Below are 21,265 nucleotides of genomic sequence, written 5' to 3' on the forward strand. Positions count from 1 at the left end.
AGCCCCGTTCCGACCGTCCCGTTCCGGCAGCCCCGGACAGCCGTTTCCGGCAGCCCGTTCCGGCAGCCGTATCCGACAGCCACCGCTCACCGAAGCAGGAGATCTCCGATGAGCCCGCTGAGCCCGCGCACCCCCGGTGCCGACCTCCCCGAGCACCCCGACGCGCTGTGGCGCACCCCCGAGCCCAAGCGCGCCTATGACGTCCTCATCGTGGGCGGCGGCGGACACGGCCTGGCCACCGCCCACTACCTCGCCAGGAACCACGGGATCACCGATGTCGCCGTCCTGGAACGGGGCTGGCTCGCGGGCGGCAACATGGCCCGCAACACCACCATCATCCGCTCCAACTACCTCTGGGACGAGAGCGCCGCCCTCTACGAGCACGCCCTCAAGCTGTGGGAGGGCCTGGAGGAGGAACTCGACCACCCCCTCCTGTTCTCCCAGCGCGGCGTGCTCAACCTCGCGCACAGCCTGCAGGACGTACGGGACAGCAGGCGCCGCGTCGAGGCCAACCGGCTCGGCGGCGTCGATGCCGAATGGCTCGATCCCCAAGGGGTCAAGGACGTCTGCCCGATCGTCAACATCTCGCCCGATGTGCGCTATCCGGTCCTCGGCGCCACCTACCAGCCCCGGGCCGGGATCGCCAAGCACGACCACGTGGCTTGGGGCCTGGCCCGGTCCGCCGACGCCGCTGGGGTCGACATCATCCAGAACTGCGAGGTCACCGGAATCGACGTACGCGGGGGCCGGGTGACCGGTGTCCGCACCTCACTCGGCCCGATCGCCGCGGGCAAAGTGGCACTCTGCGCGGCAGGGCACTCCTCCGTCCTGGCCGGAATGGCCGGGATCGACCTGCCCATCCAGAGCCACCCGCTGCAGGCGCTGGTCTCCGAATTGCTGGAGCCCGTGCACCCCACGGTCGTCATGTCCAACGCCGTGCACGTCTACGTCAGCCAGGCGCACAAGGGCGAACTCGTCATGGGAGCGGGCATCGACGCGTACAACGCCTACACCCAGCGCGGCGCCTTCCACATCATCGAACGCCAGATGGCCGCGGCGCTGGAGCTGTTCCCGGTCTTCGCCCGTGCGCACGTGCTGCGCACCTGGGGAGGCATCGTCGACGTCAGCCCCGACGCCTCGCCCATCCTCGGGCTCACCCCTGTGGACCACCTGTACCTCAACTGCGGCTGGGGGACCGGGGGTTTCAAGGCCACGCCCGGAGCCGGCTGGGTCCTGGCGCACACCATCGCCCACGACGAGCCGCACCCCTTGAACGCCCCCTTCTCGCTGATGCGTTTCACCACCGGCGCGCTCGTCGACGAGCACGGCGCAGCCGCCGTCGCCCACTGAGGACCGAGGACCTGCCGATGCTGCTGATCCCATGCCCCTGGTGCGGGCCCCGCGACGAAGCCGAGTTCCACTACGGCGGCCAGGCCCACGTGCCCTACCCCGACGACCCGGCGGCCCTCACCGACGAGGAGTGGGCCCGCTACCTCTTCTTCCGTGACAACCCCAAGGGGCCGTTCCCGGAGCGCTGGAGCCACGCGGCCGGCTGCCGCCGCTGGTTCAACGCCGTACGCGATACGGCCACGCACGAGATCCTCGCCGTCCACCGCGTCGGCGAACCGAGGCCGGTGATCCGATGACCTCGCAAGCACAACGGCGGCCCGCGGGGGGCCGGATCGCGCGCGAACAGCCCCTGCGCTTCCGCTTCGACGGCGTCGAGTACGAGGGCTTCCGCGGCGACACGCTCGCCTCCGCCCTTCTGGCGGGCGGCGTCCGCATCACCGGCACCAGTGTGCGGCTCGGTCGCCCGCGCGGGATCTTCGCGGCGGGCAGTGAAGAACCCAACGCAGTCGTCCAGATCGAGGCCCCCTTCCCCGAGCCGATGCTGCCCGCCACGACGATCGAGCTGTACGACGGGCTCCAGGCGAGGAGCCTTCCCGGTCGAGGACGCCTCGCAACGGAATCCGACCCGGCGCGGTACGACACTGTGCACGCCCACTGCGACCTGCTGGTCGTCGGTGCGGGCCCGGCCGGCCTCGCCGCGGCGGCGGCCGCCGCACACAGCGGGGCCCGCGTCATCCTCGCCGACGATCAGCACGAGCCGGGCGGAAGCCTGCTCGGGTCCGTCGACGCCGGAGCCCGTGACGGCGGCCGTGAAGCCTCGCCCGAGGGGGCCGGGTTGCTCGACTGGGTGGCCGCCGTCGAGGGAGAACTCGACGCGGCACCGGAGGTCCGCGTACTGCGTCGCACCACCGTCTTCGGCTACTACGACGACAACTACCTCCTCGCCGTAGAGCGCCGCACCCACCACCTCGGCGACCGCGCGCCCGCCCACGTCTCGCGCGAGCGCGTCTGGCGGATCCGTGCGCGGCGCGTGGTCCTCGCGACGGGCGCCCACGAGCGCTCGATCGCGTTCGAGGGCAACGACAGGCCCGGCGTCATGCTAGCCGCCTCGGCCCGCACGTATGCGGTCCGCTACGGCGTCCTCCCAGGGCGCCGGGCCGTCGTCTGCACCACCAACGACAGCGCGTACGACGCCGCGCTCGCCCTGGCCGCGGCGGGCGTCGAGATCGCCGCGATCATCGACTCCCGCCCGGCACCGGGCCCCGCCGCCGCGCGTGCGGCCGAGGCCGGCATCGAGGTGCTGCACGGATACGCCGTCACCGCGGCGACCGGCGATCCACACGTGACGTCGGTGACCGCCCGGCCCCTGGGCGAAAACCCGGCGCCGGCACGGGAGTTCACCGCCGACCTGCTCCTCGTCTCCGGCGGCTGGAACCCCGTCGTGCACCTCTTCAGCCAGGCGGGCGGGAGCCTGCGATACGACGACGTGCTCGGCGCGTTCGTCCCCGGCAGCTGCCGCCAGGCCGTACGCGTCGCCGGTGCGGCCCGTGGCGTCCTCGGTCTCGGCGCGGCCCTGGCGGACGGCGCGGAAGCCGGCGCCAGTGCTGTCGGGGCCGAGGGGTTCACGGCGGCCGGCACACGGTCAGGACCCGGAGCCGGTGGCGTACCGGTGCCGACCGCCGAAGTCCGTGACGAACCCGTGTCGCCCGCCGCGCACCTGTGGCACGTCCCGGGCGCCGATCCCGTCCTCAGCTTCGTCGATCTGCAACGCGACGTCACCGTCGCCGATCTCGCCCGCGCGACCGGCGCTGGCCTGCGGTCCATGGAGCACATCAAGCGCTACACCACGGCCGGCACGGCGCACGACCAGGGCAAGACCTCGGGCGTGCTGGCGAGCGGCGTCGTCGCGCAGCTCCTCGGCACCGATGCCGCCGCCCTCGGCACGACCACCTTCCGCGCCCCGTACACCCCGGTCTCCTTCGCCGCGCTCGCCGGGCGCGACCGCGGTGCCCTGCACGACCCCGTACGCGTCACGGCCCTGCACGAGTGGCATGTCGCGCAAGGCGCCCTGTTCGAGAACGTCGGACAGTGGAAGCGGCCGTGGTACTACCCGCGCGCCGGCGAGGACATGGCGGTGGCGGTCGGGCGCGAGTGCCGCGCGGCCCGCGAGGGTGTCGCGTTCATGGACGTCTCCACCCTCGGCAAGATCGACGTCCACGGCCCGGACTCGGGCATCTTCCTGGACCGGCTCTACACCAACATGATGAGCACGCTGAAGACCGGCATGATCCGCTACGGCGTACTGTGCCGCCCCGACGGCATGGTCTTCGACGACGGCACCGTCATCCGTCTCGCCGAGGACCACTTCCTGACCTCGACCACCACCGGCAACGCCGCCGCCGTCCTGGACTGGATGGAGGAGTGGCTCCAGACCGAGTGGCCGTATCTACGGGTGCACTGCACCTCCGTCACCGAGCAGTGGGCCACCGTCGCCCTCGTCGGACCCCGCTCGCGCGACGTGCTCGCCGCCCTCGCTACCGGCCCGGCCGTCGACGCCGCGAGCTTCCCCTTCATGGCATGGCGGGACGCAGTCGTCGCCGGCATCCCCGCGCGCGTGTGCAGGATCAGCTTCTCCGGCGAACTCGCCTACGAGATCAATGTCCTGCCGTGGGACGCCCTTGCACTGTGGGAGGCACTCGAGGACGCCGGGCAACCGCTCGGCATCACGCCGTACGGCACCGAGACCATGCACGTTCTGCGCGCCGAGAAGGGCTATCCCATCGTCGGTCAGGACACCGACGGAACCGTCACCCCGCAGGACCTCGGGATGGGGTGGGTGGTGTCGCGGAAGAAACGCGACTTCATCGGCAAACGCTCCTACGCACGTGCCGACACCAGCAGGCCCGACCGCAAACACCTCGTGGGCCTTCTGCCGGACGACTCCGGCACGCTGCTGCCCGAAGGCACCCACCTGGTGGCGCACGACACGCTTCCGGAGCCGCCCGTGCCCACGCTCGGACACGTCACCTCCAGCTACCGCAGCGCCGCTCTCGGCCGCACCTTCGCGCTCGCGCTCGTCAAGGGCGGCCGGGAGCGCATCGGCGACCGGCTGTTCGCACCCGTCGGGGACGCGCTGGTCCCGGTCACGGTCACCGGTCCCGTTCTCTACGACCCCGAGGGGGCACGCCGTGACGGTTGAGACGACGACGGCCGGGATCAACCCGACCGGAACCACCACCCGCCGCAGCCCGCTGGACCGGCATCACGCCCGGTTCGCTGCCGCCACTCGCGCGTCCGGAGGCGCGGTCCGCCTGGCGGAGTTCCCCTTCCTCACACAGTTCTCGGTGCGCCTGGATCCCAAGGGGCCTGCGGGCGACACGGTCGGACCGGCTCTGGGCGTAGAGCTTCCCCTGGAGCCCAACACCCTCGTCCGGGGCGGGGAATCGGCCGTCCTCCGGATGGGCCCGGACGAATGGCTCGTCGTCGGACCGCCCGGAGCCGGGGACGACCTGCGGGAGCGGCTGCGGGCGGCCTCGGAGTGCCCGGCAGCCTCCGTCGTGGACGTCTCCGCCCAGCGCACCACGCTGCTCGTGGGCGGTGCGCGGTCGCGCGATATGCTGGAGCGCGGCTGTTCGCTCGATCTGCACCCCCGGTCGTTCGGCGCGGGGCGCTGCGCGAGCACGATCCTGGCCCGCACGCAGGTCGTGCTCGCCGCGCGCGATGCGCACAAGCCCGGCTTCTGGGTGCTGGTGCGCTCGTCGTTCGCGGGCTATCTGGGCGACTGGCTGCTGGACGCGGCGACGGAGTACACGGGCCCGCTCGCCTTCTGACCAGGGCCGGCGAAGGAGCAGCGCCCCATCAGGCCCGCGACAGCCGCCGGCCCGACGACGGTCGGGCGCGCTCCGCCCTGCGGGCCTCGCGCCGCGCCCTGCGCCTCTCGCGCCGCAACGCCCGCGCCGTACTGCTCGGCTCCGAGACCACACCGTGCCGCTGGTTCCACACCTGCCGGGTCACCCAGACGTCCAGCACGCTCCAGGTGGCGACCACCGTGCTCGCGACCGCGCCCAGCACGGCCGGAAACGCGAACCACGAGCCCGCGAACGTACAGAGGACGGCGACCATGGCCTGAACCAGGGTGAGGGAGGTGATGATCCAGGCCCGCACCGCGGCCGAGCGGACAGGATCTGGCATCCGTGGCCGTACGGCCGGCTCGACGGTCCACAGCGAACGGCGCCCCCCGCCTCCGAAGCCGCTCTCCTCGGCGCCAACGCCGTCCACCATGTCCGGTTCCGTCATCATCCGGCTCACTCCCCTCAACCAGGATCACGAACGGGGGGAGACCTGAGGTTCCCGTTGAAGGCGTCTTTCCGCGAACCTGTGGTTCCAACCGCCGAGTCCGGGCCGGTCGGTACGACCCGTGCCCAAGGGACGGATGTCCCGCCATGGCCCGACAACGACGGATGAGAGCCTCCGATGACATAGGTGAACGTCCGGACGGGTCTTCGAGATGACCGGGAGGCAGTAGTAGGCTCGCGCCGCTTGTGGAAACGGAATCCGAGCCGGAACACCGCCCCGCGTGCCGGGGTCGACGTAGGGGAGGCCATGCGCTTTCGCGGGAAGTCCATCCGCAGGAAGATCGTGGGGCTGCTTCTGGTGCCGCTGGTGTCCTTGACCTCCATCTGGGCGTTCGCCACGGTGATCACGGGCCGTGAGGCCAAGCAACTCCTCGACACCGCCCAGGTCGTGGACGAGCTGGGCTTCCCGGCCGAGGACACCGTACAGATGCTCCAGCAGGAGCGCAGGCAGACCCTGGTACATCTCGCCGACCCCCGGAGATCGGACGGGCTCTCCCGGCTGCACCGCCATGAGGCGGCCACCGACAGGGTCGTGGACCGGCTGCGCGGCAACGCCCGTGACAGCGACGTCCGCGCCGGCATGGGCGACGACGTCGACCTGCGGCTGAACAATCTGCTCGACGGGCTCGAGGGGCTGGAGACCCTGCGCGCCAAGGTAGAGGAAGGCACGGTTTCCCGCCCGTACGCCTTCGCCGCGTACAACGCGCTCATCGACCCGGCCTTCGAGTTCCTGAACGCCCTGCACGCCCTCGATGACGCCGAGATGGACAAGCAGGGCAGAGCGATCGTCGGGATCACCCGCGCCCGCGAGGAGCTCTCCCGTGAGGACGCCCTGCTCGCCTCGGCGCTCGCCGCGGGCCGGATGAGCCAGCGCGACCAGCGGGCCTTCTCCGACCTCGTGGCCAACCGCAAGCTCATCTACGCCACCGACCTCCCGGTGCTCCCTGCCGAGGAGGCCGCCGTCTTCGAGAAGTACTGGAACGGCCCCGACACCGTCGACCTGCGGGGCGACGAGGAGCGGGTGATCAACGCTCCTCCCGATGACGCCCTCGACGGCATCAACGCCGAGCGCTGGCAGGCCGCTTCCAGCACCGTTCTGGACGCGCTGGACCGCATGGGCGCCGACGCGGGCCGCGACTACCAGGACCGTGTGCAGCCCGTCGCCGTCGGCGTTCTGATCCAGGCGGCTGTCGCCGGTGTCCTGGGCTTCGCCGCCGTGCTCGTCTCGGTCATCGTCTCCGTCCGCATCGGCCGCGGCCTGGTCCGCGACCTGTCCAGGCTGCGCAAGGAGGCCCACGAGGTCTCGGGCGTACGGCTGCCCAGCGTGATGCGCCGCCTGGCCGCGGGGGAGCAGGTCGACGTCGAGACCGAGGCGCCGCGCCTGGAGTACGGCCAGGACGAGATGGGACAGGTGGGCAAGGCCCTCAACACCCTGCAGCGCGCCGCCCTGGAGGCCGCCGTCCGCCAGGCTGACATGCGGCGCGGTGTCTCCGAGGTCTTCGTCAACCTCGCCCGCCGCAGCCAGGTCCTTCTGCACCGCCAGCTCACCCTCCTCGACGCGATGGAGCGGCGGACCGAGGACACCGAGGAGCTGGCGGACCTGTTCCGCCTCGACCACCTCACCACGCGTATGCGCCGCCACGCCGAGGGCCTGGTGATCCTCTCCGGCGCCGCCCCCTCCCGGCAGTGGCGCAAGCCGATCCAGCTCATGGACGTCGTACGCGCAGCCGTGGCCGAGGTCGAGGACTACGAGCGCGTCGAGGTACGGCGCCTGCCGCGGATGGCGGTGACCGGTCCCGCCGTCGCGGATGTCACGCACCTCATCGCCGAACTCCTGGAGAACGCCACGGTGTTCTCGCCTCCGCACACCGCGGTCCAGGTCCTCGGTGAACGCGTCGCCAACGGCTTCACGCTCGAAATCCACGACCGCGGACTGGGCATGGCCCCCGACGCCCTCCTCGACGCGAACCTCAGGCTCGCCGAGACTCCCGAGTTCGAACTCTCCGACACCGACAGGCTCGGCCTTTTCGTCGTCAGCCGGCTCGCCCGCCGCCAGGGCGTCCGCGTCTCGCTGCAGACCTCTCCGTACGGCGGCACCACCGCGGTCGTCTTCATCCCGGCGGCGCTGCTCACCGACGCCCCGGGCGACGAGTCGCCGGACGACCGGGAGCCCGAGGAGGCGGCCGGCGAGCACGAGCCGCCGCGCGACCCGCTCACGACGCTGGCCCAGGTCCCCCTCCCGATGGCCGGGACGCCGAGTACGGAACCCGTGCTCGACGGCCCCGTGGAACTCGAGGCCCCCGTATCCGCCCTGGACGATGACGACGACGAGGGCCTCATCTTCCGCGGTCGCTCCGCCGAGCGCGAGGCATGGCGCGGACGGCGGCTCCGCCGGGGCGGCGTTCCCGCCGGGCGCTCGGGGGAGCGCCACGCGTGGCGCGGCGACGAGGGGGCCGGCCGGGCCGTCGGCGAGGAGACCCGCGACGCCAGCGGGCACGAGCAGGTCCCCGACAACGACGGTCCCGAAGTGACGCGCCCGGGCGGCCAGATGCCGCTGCCCCGCCGTACCCCGCCCGTCCTGGTCTCCGACCACGGCCGGCCGGTGGACGCGAGGGACCCCCGCGCCGCCGCGTCCCCTTCGCGCGGCAGGACCGAGGTGTCGCGCGAGGGGACCCGGGAATCGCCGTCGGAACCCGCGGAGCCCACCTCGACGACCGTGGGAGGGCTGCCCCGTCGCGTACGGCAGGCCAGCCTCGCTCCACAGCTCAAGACCGATCCCGCACAGCACATCGGCAAGCGGCAGTCCCGGCCCGCGGAGAGCGGACCCGAGCGCGATGCCGAGGAGGTGAGGGCTCGCATGGCCTCGCTCCAGCGTGGCTGGCAGCGCGGCCGGGCCTACAACGGCGAGGACACCGGGTCCGGTCGGGCCCACCCCGGACGGGACAATGGATCCGGCCGGGACACGGCACCAGGAACGACACCCGAGGGGGACGGTCGATGACAGCACCGGCACACAACGCCGCGACGGGAGTGGCGGGTCAGCTCAATTGGCTCCTCGACGAGCTGGTCGACCGGGTGGGCAGCATCCGCAAGGCGCTCGTGCTGTCCGGCGACGGGCTGGCCAAGGGCACCTCGAAGGACCTGACCCGGGAGGACGGCGAGCACCTGGCCGCTGTCGCGTCGGGCTTCCACAGCCTCGCCAAGGGCGTGGGGCGCCACTTCGCCGCCGGTGACGTGCGGCAGACGGTCGTCGAGCTGGACGACGCGTTCCTGTTCGTCACAGCGGCCGGCGACGGAAGCTGTCTCGCGGTGCTCGCCGACGCGGACTCCGACGTCGGCCAGATCGCGTACGAGATGACGCTCATGGTCAAGCGGGTCGGCATTCACCTGGGCACCGCTCCGAGGAGCGGACCCGGGTACGCCGCCGGGGGGTGACGAGGCGCCATGGCGGAACACGGGGGAAACGGACACGACGGCGGCCCGGGGAAGGGCGGCCGGGAGGAGGGGCGTAGCACGGCTCACTGGTTCGACGACGCGGCGGGCCCGGTCGTACGGCCGTACGCCATGACGCGAGGCAGGACCCGCAGCGCGGCCGAGGACCGACTCGACCTCATCGCGGTCGTCGTCGCCGAGTCGCGGAGCGGTGTGGACGACGCCCAGGACGCCGCGGACCACGCGCTGTCTCCCGAGCACCTGGACATCGTCGACCGCTGCCGGGAGGTGCCGCAATCGGTGGCGGAGCTCGCGACCGACCTCGACCTCCCGGTCGGCGTCGTCCGCGTGCTCATCGGCGATCTGCTGGACGAGGACCTCGTCCATGTCTCGCGGCCGGTCCCGCCTGCCGAGCTGCCGGACGAGAGCATTCTGCGCGAGGTGATCGACGGTCTGCGGGCGCTGTGACACGGCCTGCGGCGCGGGGCAGCGGCGCCGCCCCTGCGATCCGCGGCGCCCGGTCGTCGAGACCCGCGGCTCCGTTCATGCTACGGGCCGGGCCTCGACCGCCGAGCGCAGTTCCTGGTGGCCGCCAGTGGCGATCATGCGGACCTCGGCGCGGTCGCTGATCTCCGCCCGGACGATCCCCGTGTCGTCGGCGTAGACCGGGTGTCCGCCGGGGCCGCTGCGGTCGGTCCGGTGCACCAGCACGACATCCTCGCCGGTTTCGGCCGAGGGCGCCGAGACATCGGAATGCTCGAACACAAGTTCGTATTCTTCCGCTTGCCGCATGACGCCCTCCTGTTCCGCGAACCCCCACGTGGTGCTGAGACCAGACTGCACGGAATAGGGCATTGGGCACAAATTACTGCTGGATTCCCCGGCCCGCGCCACGGGAATCCGGGGATTCGGCTACGGAGTGTGCTCCGCCTGTATACGGTACGTCGGGCGCTGCGGCGTGCGATGTGCGATGTGCAGCGTGCTGCGGAACGGCAGAGCGCCAGCGGTTCGCCCGGCGACACGTGCCGTGGCGCCCCGGTGCGACGCGACCGGCGGTCATGAGTTTGCGTGCACGATGTCGGGCGCGTGAAGGATCCGGTCGCTTCGCGGACCTGGGAAGCCCGCACGGACACGCCGCCGCTACAGTCCTCCCCGAAGGATCTCCGTACAGCGAAGTGAGAGAGCCATGGTCTTCGGGCGCTCCGAGCGGCGCCGCACGTCTCCTGCCGAACCGGTGACCCTCAAGATCCTGGTGGCGGGCGGCTTCGGCGTCGGCAAGACGACCCTGGTCGGTGCGGTCAGCGAGATCAAACCGCTGCGCACCGAGGAACTGCTCACCGAGGCGGGCCGTCCCGTCGACTCGCTCGACGGCGTGGAGTCCAAGTCCACGACCACCGTGGCGATGGACTTCGGCCGGATCTCCCTCCGCGACGACCTGGTGCTGTACCTCTTCGGCACGCCCGGACAGGACCGCTTCTGGTTCCTGTGGGACGAGTTGGCGCGGGGGGCGCTGGGCGCCGTCGTGCTCGCGGACACCCGCCGCCTCGGCGACTCCTTCGCCGCCGTCGACTACTTCGAGCGTCGCGGCATCCCCTTCACGGTCGCCGTCAACTGCTTCGACGGGGCGCAGCGCTACGCGCCGGAGACCGTGCGGGACGCGCTCGCCCTGGACTCCCGTGTGCCCCTCGTCCTGTGCGACGCCCGGGAGCGGGAGTCGGCGAAGGACGTGCTGATCTCGGTCGTCCAGCACGCACTGGAGACCGGCGCGGGCCACCCACAGCCCGCGGCCACTTGACGGACGCGGGCCGCGAACTGCAGGACTCCGTCGGGCCTCGAACCGCGCGGGCGCGGGCAGGGCTCCGACGCCCCTCGGGCCGCGGACTGCAGGACTCCGATGGGCCCCCGCACTTCCGCCGGACTCCGATGGGCCCCCGCACTTCCGCCGGACTCCGGCGGGCCCCCGCACTTCCGCCGGACTCCGGCGGGCCGCCCGCACTTCCGCCGGACTCCGGCGGGCCGCCCGCACTTCCGCCGGTATGTCGGAGTCTTGCGGCCACTCGGAGAGGGCCTACGCCCCATCCTCCTCCAGCCAGCCGAAGCTGCGCTCAACGGCCTTGCGCCAGTTGGCGTATTCGCGCTCGCGCGTCTGCGGCTCCATGCGCGGCTCCCACTGCTGGTCGCGCTTCCAGTGCGTCCTGAGCTCGTCCAGGTCCTGCCAGACGCCCGTGGCGAGTCCGGCCGCGTACGCGGCGCCCAGACACGTCGTCTCGGAGATCACCGGCCGGATGACCGGCACCCCGAGCACGTCCGACTGATGCTGCATCAGCAAGATGTTGGCGGTCATGCCGCCGTCCACCTTCAACGTCGTGATCTGCACGCCCGAGTCCTGGTACATCGCGTCCACCACCTCGCGCGTCTGCCAGCTCGTCGCCTCCAGCACGGCCCGTGCCAGATGCGCCTTCGTCACGTACCGCGTCAAGCCCGTGACCACACCCCGGGCGTCGGAGCGCCAATAGGGCGCGAACAGGCCGGAGAAGGCCGGGACGATGTACGCGCCGCCGTTGTCCTCGACGCTCGCCGCCAGGGTCTCGATCTCGTCCGCGGAGCCGATGATGCCGAGCTGATCGCGGAACCACTGCACCAGGGCGCCCGTGATCGCGATGGCACCCTCGAGGCAGTACACCGGCTGCTCGCCGCCGAGTTGGTATCCCATCGTCGTCAGCAGCCCGCTCTTGGACGGTACGGGCCGGTTGCCGGTGTTGAGGAGCAGGAAACTGCCCGTGCCGTAGGTGTTCTTGGCCTCGCCGACGCCGTAGCAGGTCTGGCCGAAGACGGCTGCCTGCTGGTCGCCGAGCGCGGAGGCCACCGGGACGCCCGCGAGCTGGCCGATGGCGGTGCCGTAGACCTCGGCCGAGGAGCGGATCTCCGGCAGGACCGCCTCGGGGACGTTAATCGCCGCGAGGATGGCCGGATCCCACTGCAGCGTCTCCAGATTCATCAGCATCGTGCGGCCCGCGTTGGTCACGTCGGTGACATGCACCCCGCCGTCCGTGCCGCCCGTGAGGTTCCAGATGAGCCAGGAGTCGATCGTCCCGAACGCGATGTCGCCGTTCTCCGCGCGGGCGCGCAGACCGGGGACGTTGTCCAGCAGCCAGGCGGCCTTCGGGCCCGAGAAGTAGCTGGCGAGCGGCAGACCGGTGGCGTCGCGGAAGCGGTCCTGGCCGTCCGTGCCGCCGAGTTCGTTGCACAGCGCGGCCGTCCTGGTGTCCTGCCAGACGATCGCGTTGTGCACCGGTTTCCCGGTCTTCCGGTCCCACAGCACGGTGGTCTCGCGCTGGTTGGTGATGCCCAGCGCGCTCAACTGGTCCGCGCGCAGGCCCGCGTTGGCGAGTGCGCCTGCGACCACCGCTTGCACCTTCGACCAGATCTCGGTCGCGTCGTGCTCGACCCAGCCGGGCTTCGGGAAGATCTGCCGGTGCTCGCGCTGGTCGACGGCGACGATCGCGCCGCCCTGATCGAAGATGATGCAGCGACTGGACGTGGTGCCCTGGTCGATGGCGGCGACGTACGTGTCCGTCATGAACGTCTCCTGACTGGGAGGCTGGGAAGGCTGTTCGGATACGGCGCGCGGCCGGCCGGACGGCGGCACACGGCCTGCCCGCGGGCGCTCGTGGCCCGCCCACGGGCGGAGCGGAGCGCGATTCGGGGCTCAGAACGCCACGTTGAAGATCAGGCCGGACAGCAGCGCGCCGATCAGCGGGCCTGCCACCGGCACCCACGCGTACCCCCAGTCGGAGGTGCCCTTCCGTGGGATGGGCAGCACCGCGTGGACGATGCGGGGGCCGAGGTCGCGCGCCGGGTTGATGGCGTAGCCCGTGGGCCCGCCGAGGGAGAGCCCGATGCCGACGACGAGGAAGGACACGATGAGGATCGTGGTTCCGGATTCGCCCAGGCCCTTGGTGAGGCCGAAGGCCAGGAGCGGCAGCACCAGGCCTATGGTCGCGATGATCTCGGTCAGGAGGTTGGCCACCGGGTTCCGGATCTCCGGGATGGTGGAGAAGATCCCCAGCGTGGGCTGGTCGTTGGCGCGGAACTGCGCCATGTACGTGAGCCAGGTGAGCGCCGCCCCGAGGGCCGCGCCGAGAATCTGGCCGAGGATGTAGAGCGGCACCTTGTCCCACTCGCCGGTGTCGGTGGCGATGCCGACCGTCACCGCCGGGTTGAGATGGGCTCCCGAGAGCGGAGCCGCGGTGTAGGCACCGGCCATGACGCCGAAGCCCCAGCCGAAGGCGATGACGATCCACCCGGAGGCCTTGGCCTTCGAGTGGTTGAGCGTGACGGCGGCGCAGACGCCTGCGCCGAACAGGATCAGGATCGCGGTGCCGATGAGCTCACCGACGAATATGTCTCCGTTAGAGAATTCCATTGCGGCTCCCAGTCCTCGCCCGGGGCGTGTGGCGCCCCGGTCCTCCGTGCGGGTGTGTTCTCCCGTGCCGGCGGAGAGCCTGCGGCGGGGGAACCCCAGCCCCGCCCGGCGTCCGCGACGAGCGTGCCAACACAGCGGAATCGCCCATGGACAAGGGCCCGGCTGCCACCGGAGCCGGCGGCCGGCGTACGGCGATGCCGACTGACATCCGGAAGTGTTCACCGGCGCTGTAGGGGCGTCAAGGTGGCCGACAGCACCCGCGTGGTACGTGCGCGCTCCGGCGCGAACGCGCCCGCCCGTACGGCATGCGCTCCGCGTACGAGCGTCAACTCCCCTCGCATGCAAGGGCGTTGGAGTACGGCAGGGATCGGCCTCCGGCCGGGACACAGGGTGTGACGACGGTTGCCATGTGTGACGACGGTTGCCATGTGTGACGACGGTTGCCATGTGTGACGACGGTTGCCATCCGTGCCCGGGGAGGAGCGGGTCCACTCCCCGCCGCAGCTCGTACCGCGACCGGCGGGCCGGGCACCCGACTTCCCCCGAGCAGCGCCTTGGCCGTCTGCTTGAATGCCGGCCAGGCCGCGGCCCGCTGATGTCCCGGCCACGCGCCCCGCGGCACATACCACGGTGGCCGCGACATGGTGACGGTCGGTTCAGCGGACGGCGACGACCGACGAGCCGTGCCCGAACAGCCCCTGGTTCGCGGTGATTCCCACGCGCGCACCCGGCACCTGGCGGTCCCCCGCCGTACCGCGCAACTGCCAGGTGAGCTCGCAGACCTGTGCGATGGCCTGGGCCGGGACCGCCTCGCCGAACGAGGCGAGTCCACCGCTCGGATTGACGGGCACGCGGCCGCCGAGCGCCGTCACACCGTCGTGCAGCAGACCGGCGGCCCCGCCCGCGGCGCACAGCCCCAGATCCTCGTACCACTCCAACTCCAGCGCCGTGGACAGGTCGTAGACCTCCGCGAGCGACAGGTCCTCGGGACCGAGGCCCGACTCCTCGTACGCGGCCCGCGCGATCGACTCCCGGAAGCCGACGGGCGCCGGTGCCACGGCGGCCGCGGAGTCGGTGGCGATGTCGGGGAGATCCGGCACGGTCCTCGGGTAGGTGGGTGACACCGTGGAGACGGCCCGGACGCGGACCGGGTTCGCGGCCCCGTGGCGCCGCGCGAAGTCCATACCGCTGAGCACCAGGGCCGCCCCGCCGTCCGAGGTCGCGCAGATGTCCAGCAGCCGGAGGGGGTCGGCGACCACGGCGGAGGCGGCGACGTCGTCGGCGCTGACGGCTCTGCGGTAGCGGGCGTTGGGGTTGAGGACGCCCGCGGCGGCGTTCTTCACCTTGACCCGGGCGAAGTCCTCGGGCGTCTCGCCGTACAGTGCCATACGGCGGCGGGCGTAGAGCGCGAAGTAGGTCGGGTTCGTGGCGCCGAGGAGGCGGAAGCGCAGCCAGTCCGGGTCGTCGGGCCGGTCGCCGCCGGCCGGGGCGAAGAAGCCCTTGGGCGCCGCGTCCGCGCCGACGACCAGGACGACATCGGCCATCCCGGAGAGAATCTGCGCGCGGGCAGTGGAGATCGCCTGGGCGCCGGATGCGCAGGCGGCGTACACGCTGGTCACCCGCGACCCCTGCCAGCCGAGCGCCTGCGCGAACGTGGCGCCTGCGACATAGCCGGGATATCCGCCGCGCACCGTGTCCGCACCGACCACCGACTGCACATCGCCCCAGCCGATTCCGGCGTCGGCGAGAGCGGCACGGGCGGCCGCCGTTCCGTAACTGACGAAGCTGCGGCCCCACTTGCCCCACGGGTGCATTCCGGCACCGAGCACCGCCACGTCGCCGGTCACGAGCGCTTCTCCCGCTCGCGACCCGGTACGGGCCCCGACCGCCCGTTGTCCGGTACCGGCCGCCAGTGCCAGGTTGTCCGGACGTGGTCCTCGTCCTCGTCGAGGACACCGGGCACGACTTCGACCTCCATGCCCACCGCCAGATCGGCCACGGTGACACCCGGCGCGGCCTGCCCCAGCACAATCATGCGCTCGGCCTCCAGCTCGACCGCGACGAGCGTGTAGGGCTCCCATTCCCGGCCGGGATCGGAGACGTACGGCGCGGGCGGCCGGTAGCGGCCATCGCTGTACGACCAGACCCTGCCGCGAGGGGACAGTGCCACCTCGGCCAACTCGGTGCCCGCACAGGCGGGGTTGCGGCAGAAGTCGTCCTCACGGGGGAAGAAGACGGCGGTGCACGCGGTGCAGCGGGTGCCGAGCAGCCGGAAGCCGTCGTCGTCCTCCCTGAACCAGCCAGTCACGACGGGCGAACGAGCGCGTGCCACGAGACCTCCCCGGGAGCTGCTTTCTGACGGCGCGTCAGAAGTGTGCCATGCGGAGCCGGGGAGAGGAATCCCGCGCCGCACGGGGGAGGCGGGTACGGCGCGCGGGGGCGCGGTAGGCCGCGCGGACGGCGAGGGCCGTGGGCAGTGACCGGGGGGCGGGGCAGGGCGTACGGTGCGACGGCATACCGGGGGCGCCGCGAAGGTTCCCGCCCGTTGGAACGGCCGCAGGCCCGTGCGCGCTCAGCCGGCGTTCTCGGCGAGCCATTTGGCCGCGATCTCCGCGAGCTCGTCGTCCCGCCCGGCGAGCATCATCCGGATCATCTGCGCGTCGCCGCGCAGCGACCAGCCGGGGTGGCCGAAGGTGGCCGGGTTGTTCTTCTCGATGAGGAAGTGCGCGGGCCAGGCCGTGCCGTAGCCGATCACGGGAAGCCCGAGCAGATAGCGCCTGCGCCCGGAGAGCAAGCCGTAGGCGCTCACGGTGAGGCCCGAGAGCGTGCCGGCGAGATGAAGCCAGCGCGTGGCGGCCTTGGAGTGCATGGCGACGTAGTACGGCCAGAAGTGCTCGTACGAATCGAACGTCCGCTGTGTCATGTCCGCACCGTAGTGCAGGGAAGGGGGTCCGACGAGAGGCGGCCCATCGACCGGCCACGCTGTGCGCCGGGATACGGCACGGGGGATTCCACCTGCGAAAACGGGTGACGTACGGGAACGGTCGGCCGGATTTGCCGGGCCCGTGCCGCCCGAGGGAATCAGGCCCTTGACTCGCGGCGAATATGGAGGAAAATTCTCAATACACCAGAAAACCGGAAGAGAGCCGCACCGCCGGTGGAGACGTCCCCGGTTCGAGTGACCCGCTTGACGGCTCTGGCTAGGCCCCCGGCAGATCCTCTCGATCCCGGAGTTCTCGGTGACGACCGAGGCCGATGGAATCGGGAAGGACTACCGGGGACTGCATGTGTTCCGGCCCCACATGGGAACGGCCCTTCGCTGCTTCGAGGAGCGAAGGGCCTTTGTGGTGCCGGGAACTCCGGCGTCCTGGTCGCGGATGGACACCGTCACGATGGGTGTCGTCACGATGGGTGTCGTCACGATGGACACGGCCGCTGATGGACAACAGTGACGGCAGAGGCTCATGTCGTGCATGTCCTGCATGTCATACATACGTTTCAGTGGTGCTGGAGGGGCCCTCGTGACACGGGGAAATCGAAGTAGGTGTCAGGGAAGAGCTCCGGTTTGTGGGTGAAGTGCCACCACTCCTCCGGCAGATTGACGAAGCCCACCTTCTCCAGGGTTTTCTTGAGCAGCATGCGGTTCGCACGCTGCTCACCCTTGATGCGGGGGTCCATGGTGTGCGAGAGGGTGTCGAAGCAGTCGAAGCCGGTGCCCATGTCGACGGAGTTGTCGGGGAAGCGCTCGTCCCGCGGCGCGTAGCAGGGGACAAGAGGCTCGCCCGGCACATAGGGGCGGGTTGGTCCGGCCGGGAGCTTCACGATGGTCACATCCAGCGTGCTGCCGCGGCTGTGGCCCGACTTTTCCGCGATATAACCGTCCTCGAACAAACGGGACTTGTCGACCCGGGGATAGAACTCCGCCTTCATGGACTGGTCGTCGAGATCCTTCGCCCATGCGACGAAGTGATCGACGGCGCGCTGCGGCCGGTAACAGTCGTACACCTTCAGCGAGTAGCCCTGCCTCAGGAGGTTCCGCTGCGCCAGGTGCAGCGCTTCGGCGGCGGGTGATGTGAGGATGCACAGGGGTTTGCGGTAGCCGTCGATCCGCTCGCCGACGAAGGTGTGGGGCGTGAAGTAGCGGATCTCCTCCAGGATCGTCGGGTCGATATCCTGCAGCGCCACGAAGGCCTCGCGGGCCTTCGGTTCGGGCCGAGCCTGTGCCGCCGGGGGAGTGGCGGTGACGAAGGCCAGGGCGGCGGCGGAGAGGGCGGCGGCGCGCGGCAAGGCGAGGGTGCGTGGCATGGAACTGGGATCTACCACCCGGATCGTCCGCGGGGAAGTGCCCGTGAGGGCGCGCGGGGCGGGCTCCCGACTCCAGTGAGTTCTCGTCACCGATGAGCCACGTCGGCGAGTCGGAGCCGACGAGCCCTCGTCCGTATCGCAAAGCCGCACAACTGACGAGGAGTTGGATACAGTCCGCGCGTGCCCGAACCACGACCTCACTCGCACTGTTCGTCCTGCGGCTCTCCCTACCCGCCCGGCGCCGGATGGCCGCGGCAGTGCCCTGCCTGCGGCGGCGTCGTCTACCGCAACCCCCTGCCCGTCGCCGTCGCCCTGCAGCCCGTCGGCGGCGACGGCGGCCCGGGCCTGGTCGTCGTCCGCCGCACGATCGAGCCGCAGCGCGGACGACTCGCCCTGCCCGGCGGCTTCATCGACCACGGCGAGGACTGGCGTGACGCCGTCGTCCGCGAACTGCGTGAGGAGACCCGGATCGTGGCGGACGCATCGGAGGTCCGCCTGGCCGATGTGCTCAGCTCGCCGGGTGGCCATCTCCTGGTCTTCGGACTCCTGCCGGAGGGCCGGGCCGACGAACTGCCGCCCTCCGCCCCCACGGACGAGACCGACGGCTGGGAGACGCTTCACGCACCCACGGAGCTTGCCTTCCCGCTCCACACGGCGGCAGCGGGCGCGTGGTTCGCCGGACGCCACGGCTGATGGACGTGCGCGGCTGAGAGGTGGCTGGGCTGGTGGACGTGCGCGGCTGAGAGGTGGCTGGGCTGGTGGACGTGCGCGGCTGAGAGGTGGCTGGGCTGGTGGACGTGCGCGGCTGAAGGTTGCCTGGCTGATGGACCTCCGCCGCTGCGCCCGCCCGCGGCTGAGGGACGCCAAGGCTGACGCAGGCCAGCGGCTCACGGGCTCCGGCCACCGGACCGCTCAACCGGCGTCCCCCCGCACCCGTACGCCGTACCCCGGCTCCCCGCCGCCGTCCCGCTCCACGACCACCCGCCCGTCCACCATCCGCGAGGTGAACCGCTCCAGCCGCCCCCGCTCCCAGCCGTCGCCCGTACCGGCCGCCACGAGGCCGCTGCCCCTGCGTCCCGCTACCGGGGTCCACACCTCCAGCTCCACGCCCCCGTCCTCGCCTGTCACCGGCAGCACCGCCCCTGCCCGCGCGAGCACCGGAATCCGCGAGAGCGGCGCGTCGACCGTCACCTGCCCCGGACCCCGGTACGCCGCGCCGCTCGCCGTGTCGTACCACAGCCCGCGCGGCAACCGTACGGTCCGCCGCGTCACGCCCGGCTCCAGCACCGGAGCCACCAGCAGCCCTTCACCGAGCAGGAAGGCGTCCTCGCAGTCGCGCAGCGCCCGGTCCTCCGGGGAACTCCACCACACCGGGCGCACATACGGCGCCCCCGTCCGGTGGGCCACGTACGCCAGCGTGACGAAGTACGGCAGGAGCCGCTCCCGGCCGGCCAGCGCCGCGCGCGCATGCTCCAGTGCCTCGGGGCCGAACTCCCACGGCTCCCGCCGGCCCGCGAAGTTCGCCGAATGCGTACGGAACAGCGGGAGCCACGCGCCCAGTTGGAACCAGCGCACATACAGCTCGGGCGAGGGCGAGCCGGTGAATCCGCCGACGTCCGGGCCGGAGTACGGCACCCCGCTCAGCCCGAGCCCCAGCACCAGCGCCAGCGACGCCCGCAGCCCGGGCCAACTGGAGGCCACATCGCCCGACCACGAGCCGCCGTACCGCTGCATCCCCGCCCAACCCGAGCGGGAGAAGAGGAACGGCCGCTCTTCCGGGCGCAGTTCGGCCAGACCCTCGTACCCGGCCCTGCCCATGGCGAGGGCGTAGACGTTGTGAGCCTCCCGGTGGTCGCCTCCCCGGCCCTCCAGGGCGTGCCGGGCCGAGCGCGGCAGGGTCGGATCGCCGAAGGCCGCGAAGGACACCGGCTCGTTCATGTCGTGCCACATGCCCGAGAAGCCCTGGGCGAGCCGCTCCGCGTACAGTCCGCCCCACCACTTGCGGACCCGCGGGTCGGTGAAGTCCGGGTACACGGACTCGCCCGGCCACACCTCGCCGCGCACCTCGCGCCCGCGCGCGTCCCGCACGAAGGCGTCGGCCGCCGTCCCGCTGTCGTACACCGAGTTCCCCGGCTCCGCCTTCACCGCGGGATCGACGATCGACACCAGCCGAACCCCGTCCTCGCGCAACTCCTCGGCCAGCTCGGGCAGATCGGGGAAGCGGGCGGTGTCCACCGTGAAGACCCGGTGGCCGTCCAGATGGTCGATGTCCAGGTGCAGCGCGGACAGCGGCAGCCCCCGCTGCTTGTACCCGGCGGCGATCCGGCGCACCTCCTCCGAACTGCCGAAGCCCCAGCGCGCGTGGTGGTGCCCCAGCGCCCAGCGCGGTGGCACCGCTGGCGCACCCGTCAGGGACGCCCAGCCGCGCAGGACGCGGGCGGGGGTGCCGACCACGGTCCAGGAGCGCAGCGGGCCGCCGTCCATGCGCAGTTCGCAGCCGCCCCGCCGGTCGTGCCCCGAACCCCGGCCCTCCTCGCCCTCCGTCAGCCGCACCCGCCCGTCCCAGGAGTTGTCGTGGAAGACGAGGTGCGTGCCCGCGTCGGCGACGACCATGAGCACCGGCATGCAGAGGTAGAGCGGATCGTCGCCCGGTTCGAACCCGGCCTTGGGGTCGGTGTTCCAGAGCCGGTACGAGCCGCCGCGCAGCCGCGGGCCCGCGGCCCGTCCGCCCAGCCCGAAGAAGCGCGCATCCGCCGCCACCTCCGAGCGCTGCACCCAGCGCGGGCCGGCGTCCGCCCCGTCCACCGGGTCCCACCAGCGCGGCGGCAGGTCTCTCCGCAGCACCAGCCCGCCGGGCGTACGGATCTCGACCGCTCCGTGCCGGGACACCGCCACCGTCACCCGCTCGGAGACGACCCGCCAGCCGCCGTCCTTGTCCGGTTCGAGGACGGCGCGGGGGTCCGCTCCCGGGCAGCCGCGGTCCAGCGCGTACGAGGGCTCCGGCTCCGCGCCGTCCCAGCCGCAGAAGACGACACCCCCCACGGACACGCGGACGCGCAGCGACGAACGGGCGAACCGCACCACGCCGCCCCCCGGGCGCTCCTCCGCCCCCTGGGCATGCCCGGGGACACGCGCGCGCTCCCGCCCGCGGCGGGGCAGGGCGGTGGCGTCGGCGCGCTGTCTGCGCCAGGCGGCACGCACCCTGCGCCAGCCCCGTGCCGTACCGAGGACCTTCACCGACCGCACCAGTTCACGCGCATCCATGCTGTTCAGCCTGCCACTGGCGGCGGAGCGTACGAGGCGCGTTCAACTGCCGTTCACCCGTGGCGCGACCACATGACCAGGACCCGCGTCATGGAGGGGCCGCCCTGGTGCGGGAGTCGATCACATGGCATCG

Annotated in this window: 17 protein-coding genes and 1 pseudogene; 9 read left to right on the forward strand and 9 right to left on the reverse strand. The window is 71.9% G+C overall.

Annotated features, from left to right (window positions below; genetic code table 11):
* Positions 1 to 108: 108 nt before the first annotated feature.
* The 3 genes and pseudogenes from AB0M26_RS24080 (at position 109) to AB0M26_RS24090 (ending at position 5,180) form a co-directional block, all read left to right on the forward strand.
* Positions 109 to 1,350: a sarcosine oxidase subunit beta family protein gene (locus AB0M26_RS24080; RefSeq protein WP_365263894.1), complete on the forward strand. Its 1,242-nt coding sequence runs from the start codon at positions 109 to 111 to the stop codon at positions 1,348 to 1,350.
* A gap of 17 nt (positions 1,351 to 1,367) precedes the next feature.
* Positions 1,368 to 4,549, forward strand: a pseudogene (locus tag AB0M26_RS24085) (sarcosine oxidase subunit delta family protein).
* 16 nt (positions 4,550 to 4,565) lie between these two features.
* Complete coding sequence (locus AB0M26_RS24090; RefSeq protein WP_365263915.1) at positions 4,566 to 5,180, forward strand: sarcosine oxidase subunit gamma family protein; 615 nt, start codon at positions 4,566 to 4,568, stop codon at positions 5,178 to 5,180.
* Between the two features lie 28 nt (positions 5,181 to 5,208).
* Here the strand turns inward: AB0M26_RS24090 and AB0M26_RS24095 are convergent, their stop codons facing one another.
* The gene (locus AB0M26_RS24095) at positions 5,209 to 5,631 is read right to left on the reverse strand and encodes a hypothetical protein (protein ID WP_365263916.1); all 423 of its coding nucleotides are present in this window, start codon (positions 5,629 to 5,631) and stop codon (positions 5,209 to 5,211) included.
* 321 nt (positions 5,632 to 5,952) lie between these two features.
* On the opposite strand from AB0M26_RS24095, the gene AB0M26_RS24100 reads away from it, so the two are divergent.
* From AB0M26_RS24100 to AB0M26_RS24110, 3 genes are read left to right on the forward strand one after another with little or no spacing between them, the layout of a single operon-like run.
* Positions 5,953 to 8,706 (forward strand): nitrate- and nitrite sensing domain-containing protein, encoded by a 2,754-nt coding sequence (locus AB0M26_RS24100; RefSeq protein ID WP_365263895.1) that lies wholly within the window; start codon positions 5,953 to 5,955, stop codon positions 8,704 to 8,706.
* Positions 8,703 to 9,140 (forward strand): roadblock/LC7 domain-containing protein, encoded by a 438-nt coding sequence (locus tag AB0M26_RS24105; RefSeq protein WP_365263896.1) that lies wholly within the window; start codon positions 8,703 to 8,705, stop codon positions 9,138 to 9,140. Before AB0M26_RS24100 ends, AB0M26_RS24105 begins: the two co-directional genes overlap by 4 nt.
* A 9-nt stretch (positions 9,141 to 9,149) precedes the next feature.
* A complete protein-coding gene (locus AB0M26_RS24110) occupies positions 9,150 to 9,605 on the forward strand; it encodes a DUF742 domain-containing protein (RefSeq protein ID WP_365263897.1) in 456 nt (151 codons plus the stop codon).
* Positions 9,606 to 9,680: 75 nt separating this feature from the next.
* Here AB0M26_RS24110 and AB0M26_RS24115 read toward each other — a convergent pair whose 3' ends face one another.
* Positions 9,681 to 9,929, reverse strand: a complete 249-nt coding sequence (locus tag AB0M26_RS24115; protein WP_365263898.1) for a DUF6296 family protein — start codon at positions 9,927 to 9,929, stop codon at positions 9,681 to 9,683.
* Positions 9,930 to 10,323: 394 nt separating this feature from the next.
* Here AB0M26_RS24115 and AB0M26_RS24120 point away from each other — a divergent pair, with 394 nt between their 5' ends.
* Positions 10,324 to 10,932, forward strand: coding sequence for an ATP/GTP-binding protein (locus AB0M26_RS24120; RefSeq protein ID WP_365263899.1), 609 nt, complete (start codon positions 10,324 to 10,326; stop codon positions 10,930 to 10,932).
* Positions 10,933 to 11,205: 273 nt separating this feature from the next.
* Here AB0M26_RS24120 and glpK read toward each other — a convergent pair whose 3' ends face one another.
* From glpK to AB0M26_RS24145, 5 genes are all read right to left on the reverse strand, one after another.
* Positions 11,206 to 12,717, reverse strand: a complete 1,512-nt coding sequence (glpK, locus tag AB0M26_RS24125) for a glycerol kinase GlpK (protein ID WP_365263900.1) — start codon at positions 12,715 to 12,717, stop codon at positions 11,206 to 11,208.
* 129 nt (positions 12,718 to 12,846) lie between these two features.
* On the reverse strand, positions 12,847 to 13,563 hold the full coding sequence (locus AB0M26_RS24130; RefSeq protein WP_365263901.1) for an MIP/aquaporin family protein: 717 nt from the start codon (positions 13,561 to 13,563) through the stop codon (positions 12,847 to 12,849).
* A 656-nt stretch (positions 13,564 to 14,219) separates the two neighbouring features.
* Positions 14,220 to 15,410, reverse strand: a complete 1,191-nt coding sequence (locus AB0M26_RS24135; RefSeq protein WP_365263902.1) for a lipid-transfer protein — start codon at positions 15,408 to 15,410, stop codon at positions 14,220 to 14,222.
* Positions 15,407 to 15,895: a zinc ribbon domain-containing protein gene (locus AB0M26_RS24140; RefSeq protein WP_365263903.1), complete on the reverse strand. Its 489-nt coding sequence runs from the start codon at positions 15,893 to 15,895 to the stop codon at positions 15,407 to 15,409. The genes AB0M26_RS24135 and AB0M26_RS24140 overlap by 4 nt, the downstream gene beginning before the upstream one ends.
* 240 nt (positions 15,896 to 16,135) lie before the next feature.
* Positions 16,136 to 16,486 carry a DUF962 domain-containing protein gene (locus tag AB0M26_RS24145; protein WP_365263904.1) on the reverse strand — a complete coding sequence of 117 codons (351 nt, stop codon included), beginning with the start codon at positions 16,484 to 16,486 and terminating at the stop codon, positions 16,136 to 16,138.
* 316 nt (positions 16,487 to 16,802) lie between these two features.
* Between AB0M26_RS24145 and AB0M26_RS24150 the strand changes: the two genes are divergently transcribed.
* Positions 16,803 to 17,015: a hypothetical protein gene (locus AB0M26_RS24150; protein ID WP_365263905.1), complete on the forward strand. Its 213-nt coding sequence runs from the start codon at positions 16,803 to 16,805 to the stop codon at positions 17,013 to 17,015.
* Positions 17,016 to 17,061: 46 nt separating this feature from the next.
* On the opposite strand, the gene AB0M26_RS24155 is transcribed toward AB0M26_RS24150, so the two are convergent.
* Positions 17,062 to 17,868: a M15 family metallopeptidase gene (locus AB0M26_RS24155; RefSeq protein ID WP_365263906.1), complete on the reverse strand. Its 807-nt coding sequence runs from the start codon at positions 17,866 to 17,868 to the stop codon at positions 17,062 to 17,064.
* 180 nt (positions 17,869 to 18,048) lie between these two features.
* Between AB0M26_RS24155 and AB0M26_RS24160 the strand changes: the two genes are divergently transcribed.
* A complete protein-coding gene (locus AB0M26_RS24160) occupies positions 18,049 to 18,561 on the forward strand; it encodes an NUDIX domain-containing protein (RefSeq protein WP_365263907.1) in 513 nt (170 codons plus the stop codon).
* Positions 18,562 to 18,780: 219 nt separating this feature from the next.
* Here AB0M26_RS24160 and AB0M26_RS24165 read toward each other — a convergent pair whose 3' ends face one another.
* Positions 18,781 to 21,132, reverse strand: a complete 2,352-nt coding sequence (locus AB0M26_RS24165; RefSeq protein ID WP_365263908.1) for a glycoside hydrolase family 31 protein — start codon at positions 21,130 to 21,132, stop codon at positions 18,781 to 18,783.
* Positions 21,133 to 21,265 lie beyond the last annotated feature (133 nt).

The organism is Streptomyces sp. NPDC051776, assembly GCF_040681345.1.
Taxonomy (GTDB): domain Bacteria; phylum Actinomycetota; class Actinomycetes; order Streptomycetales; family Streptomycetaceae; genus Streptomyces.

Excerpts from the sequence above, each read along its gene's own strand:
- AB0M26_RS24145 (WP_365263904.1), bottom strand. The coding sequence starts at position 16,486 with ATGACACAGCGGACGTTCGATTCGTACGAGCACTTCTGGCCGTACTAC.
- glpK (WP_365263900.1), bottom strand. The coding sequence starts at position 12,717 with ATGACGGACACGTACGTCGCCGCCATCGACCAGGGCACCACGTCCAGT.
- AB0M26_RS24080 (WP_365263894.1), top strand. The coding sequence starts at position 109 with ATGAGCCCGCTGAGCCCGCGCACCCCCGGTGCCGACCTCCCCGAGCAC.
- AB0M26_RS24155 (WP_365263906.1), bottom strand. The coding sequence starts at position 17,868 with ATGCCACGCACCCTCGCCTTGCCGCGCGCCGCCGCCCTCTCCGCCGCC.
- AB0M26_RS24165 (WP_365263908.1), bottom strand. The coding sequence starts at position 21,132 with ATGGATGCGCGTGAACTGGTGCGGTCGGTGAAGGTCCTCGGTACGGCA.
- AB0M26_RS24105 (WP_365263896.1), top strand. The coding sequence starts at position 8,703 with ATGACAGCACCGGCACACAACGCCGCGACGGGAGTGGCGGGTCAGCTC.
- AB0M26_RS24115 (WP_365263898.1), bottom strand. The coding sequence starts at position 9,929 with ATGCGGCAAGCGGAAGAATACGAACTTGTGTTCGAGCATTCCGATGTC.
- AB0M26_RS24095 (WP_365263916.1), bottom strand. The coding sequence starts at position 5,631 with ATGGTGGACGGCGTTGGCGCCGAGGAGAGCGGCTTCGGAGGCGGGGGG.
- AB0M26_RS24120 (WP_365263899.1), top strand. The coding sequence starts at position 10,324 with ATGGTCTTCGGGCGCTCCGAGCGGCGCCGCACGTCTCCTGCCGAACCG.
- AB0M26_RS24110 (WP_365263897.1), top strand. The coding sequence starts at position 9,150 with ATGGCGGAACACGGGGGAAACGGACACGACGGCGGCCCGGGGAAGGGC.
- AB0M26_RS24100 (WP_365263895.1), top strand. The coding sequence starts at position 5,953 with ATGCGCTTTCGCGGGAAGTCCATCCGCAGGAAGATCGTGGGGCTGCTT.
- AB0M26_RS24130 (WP_365263901.1), bottom strand. The coding sequence starts at position 13,563 with ATGGAATTCTCTAACGGAGACATATTCGTCGGTGAGCTCATCGGCACC.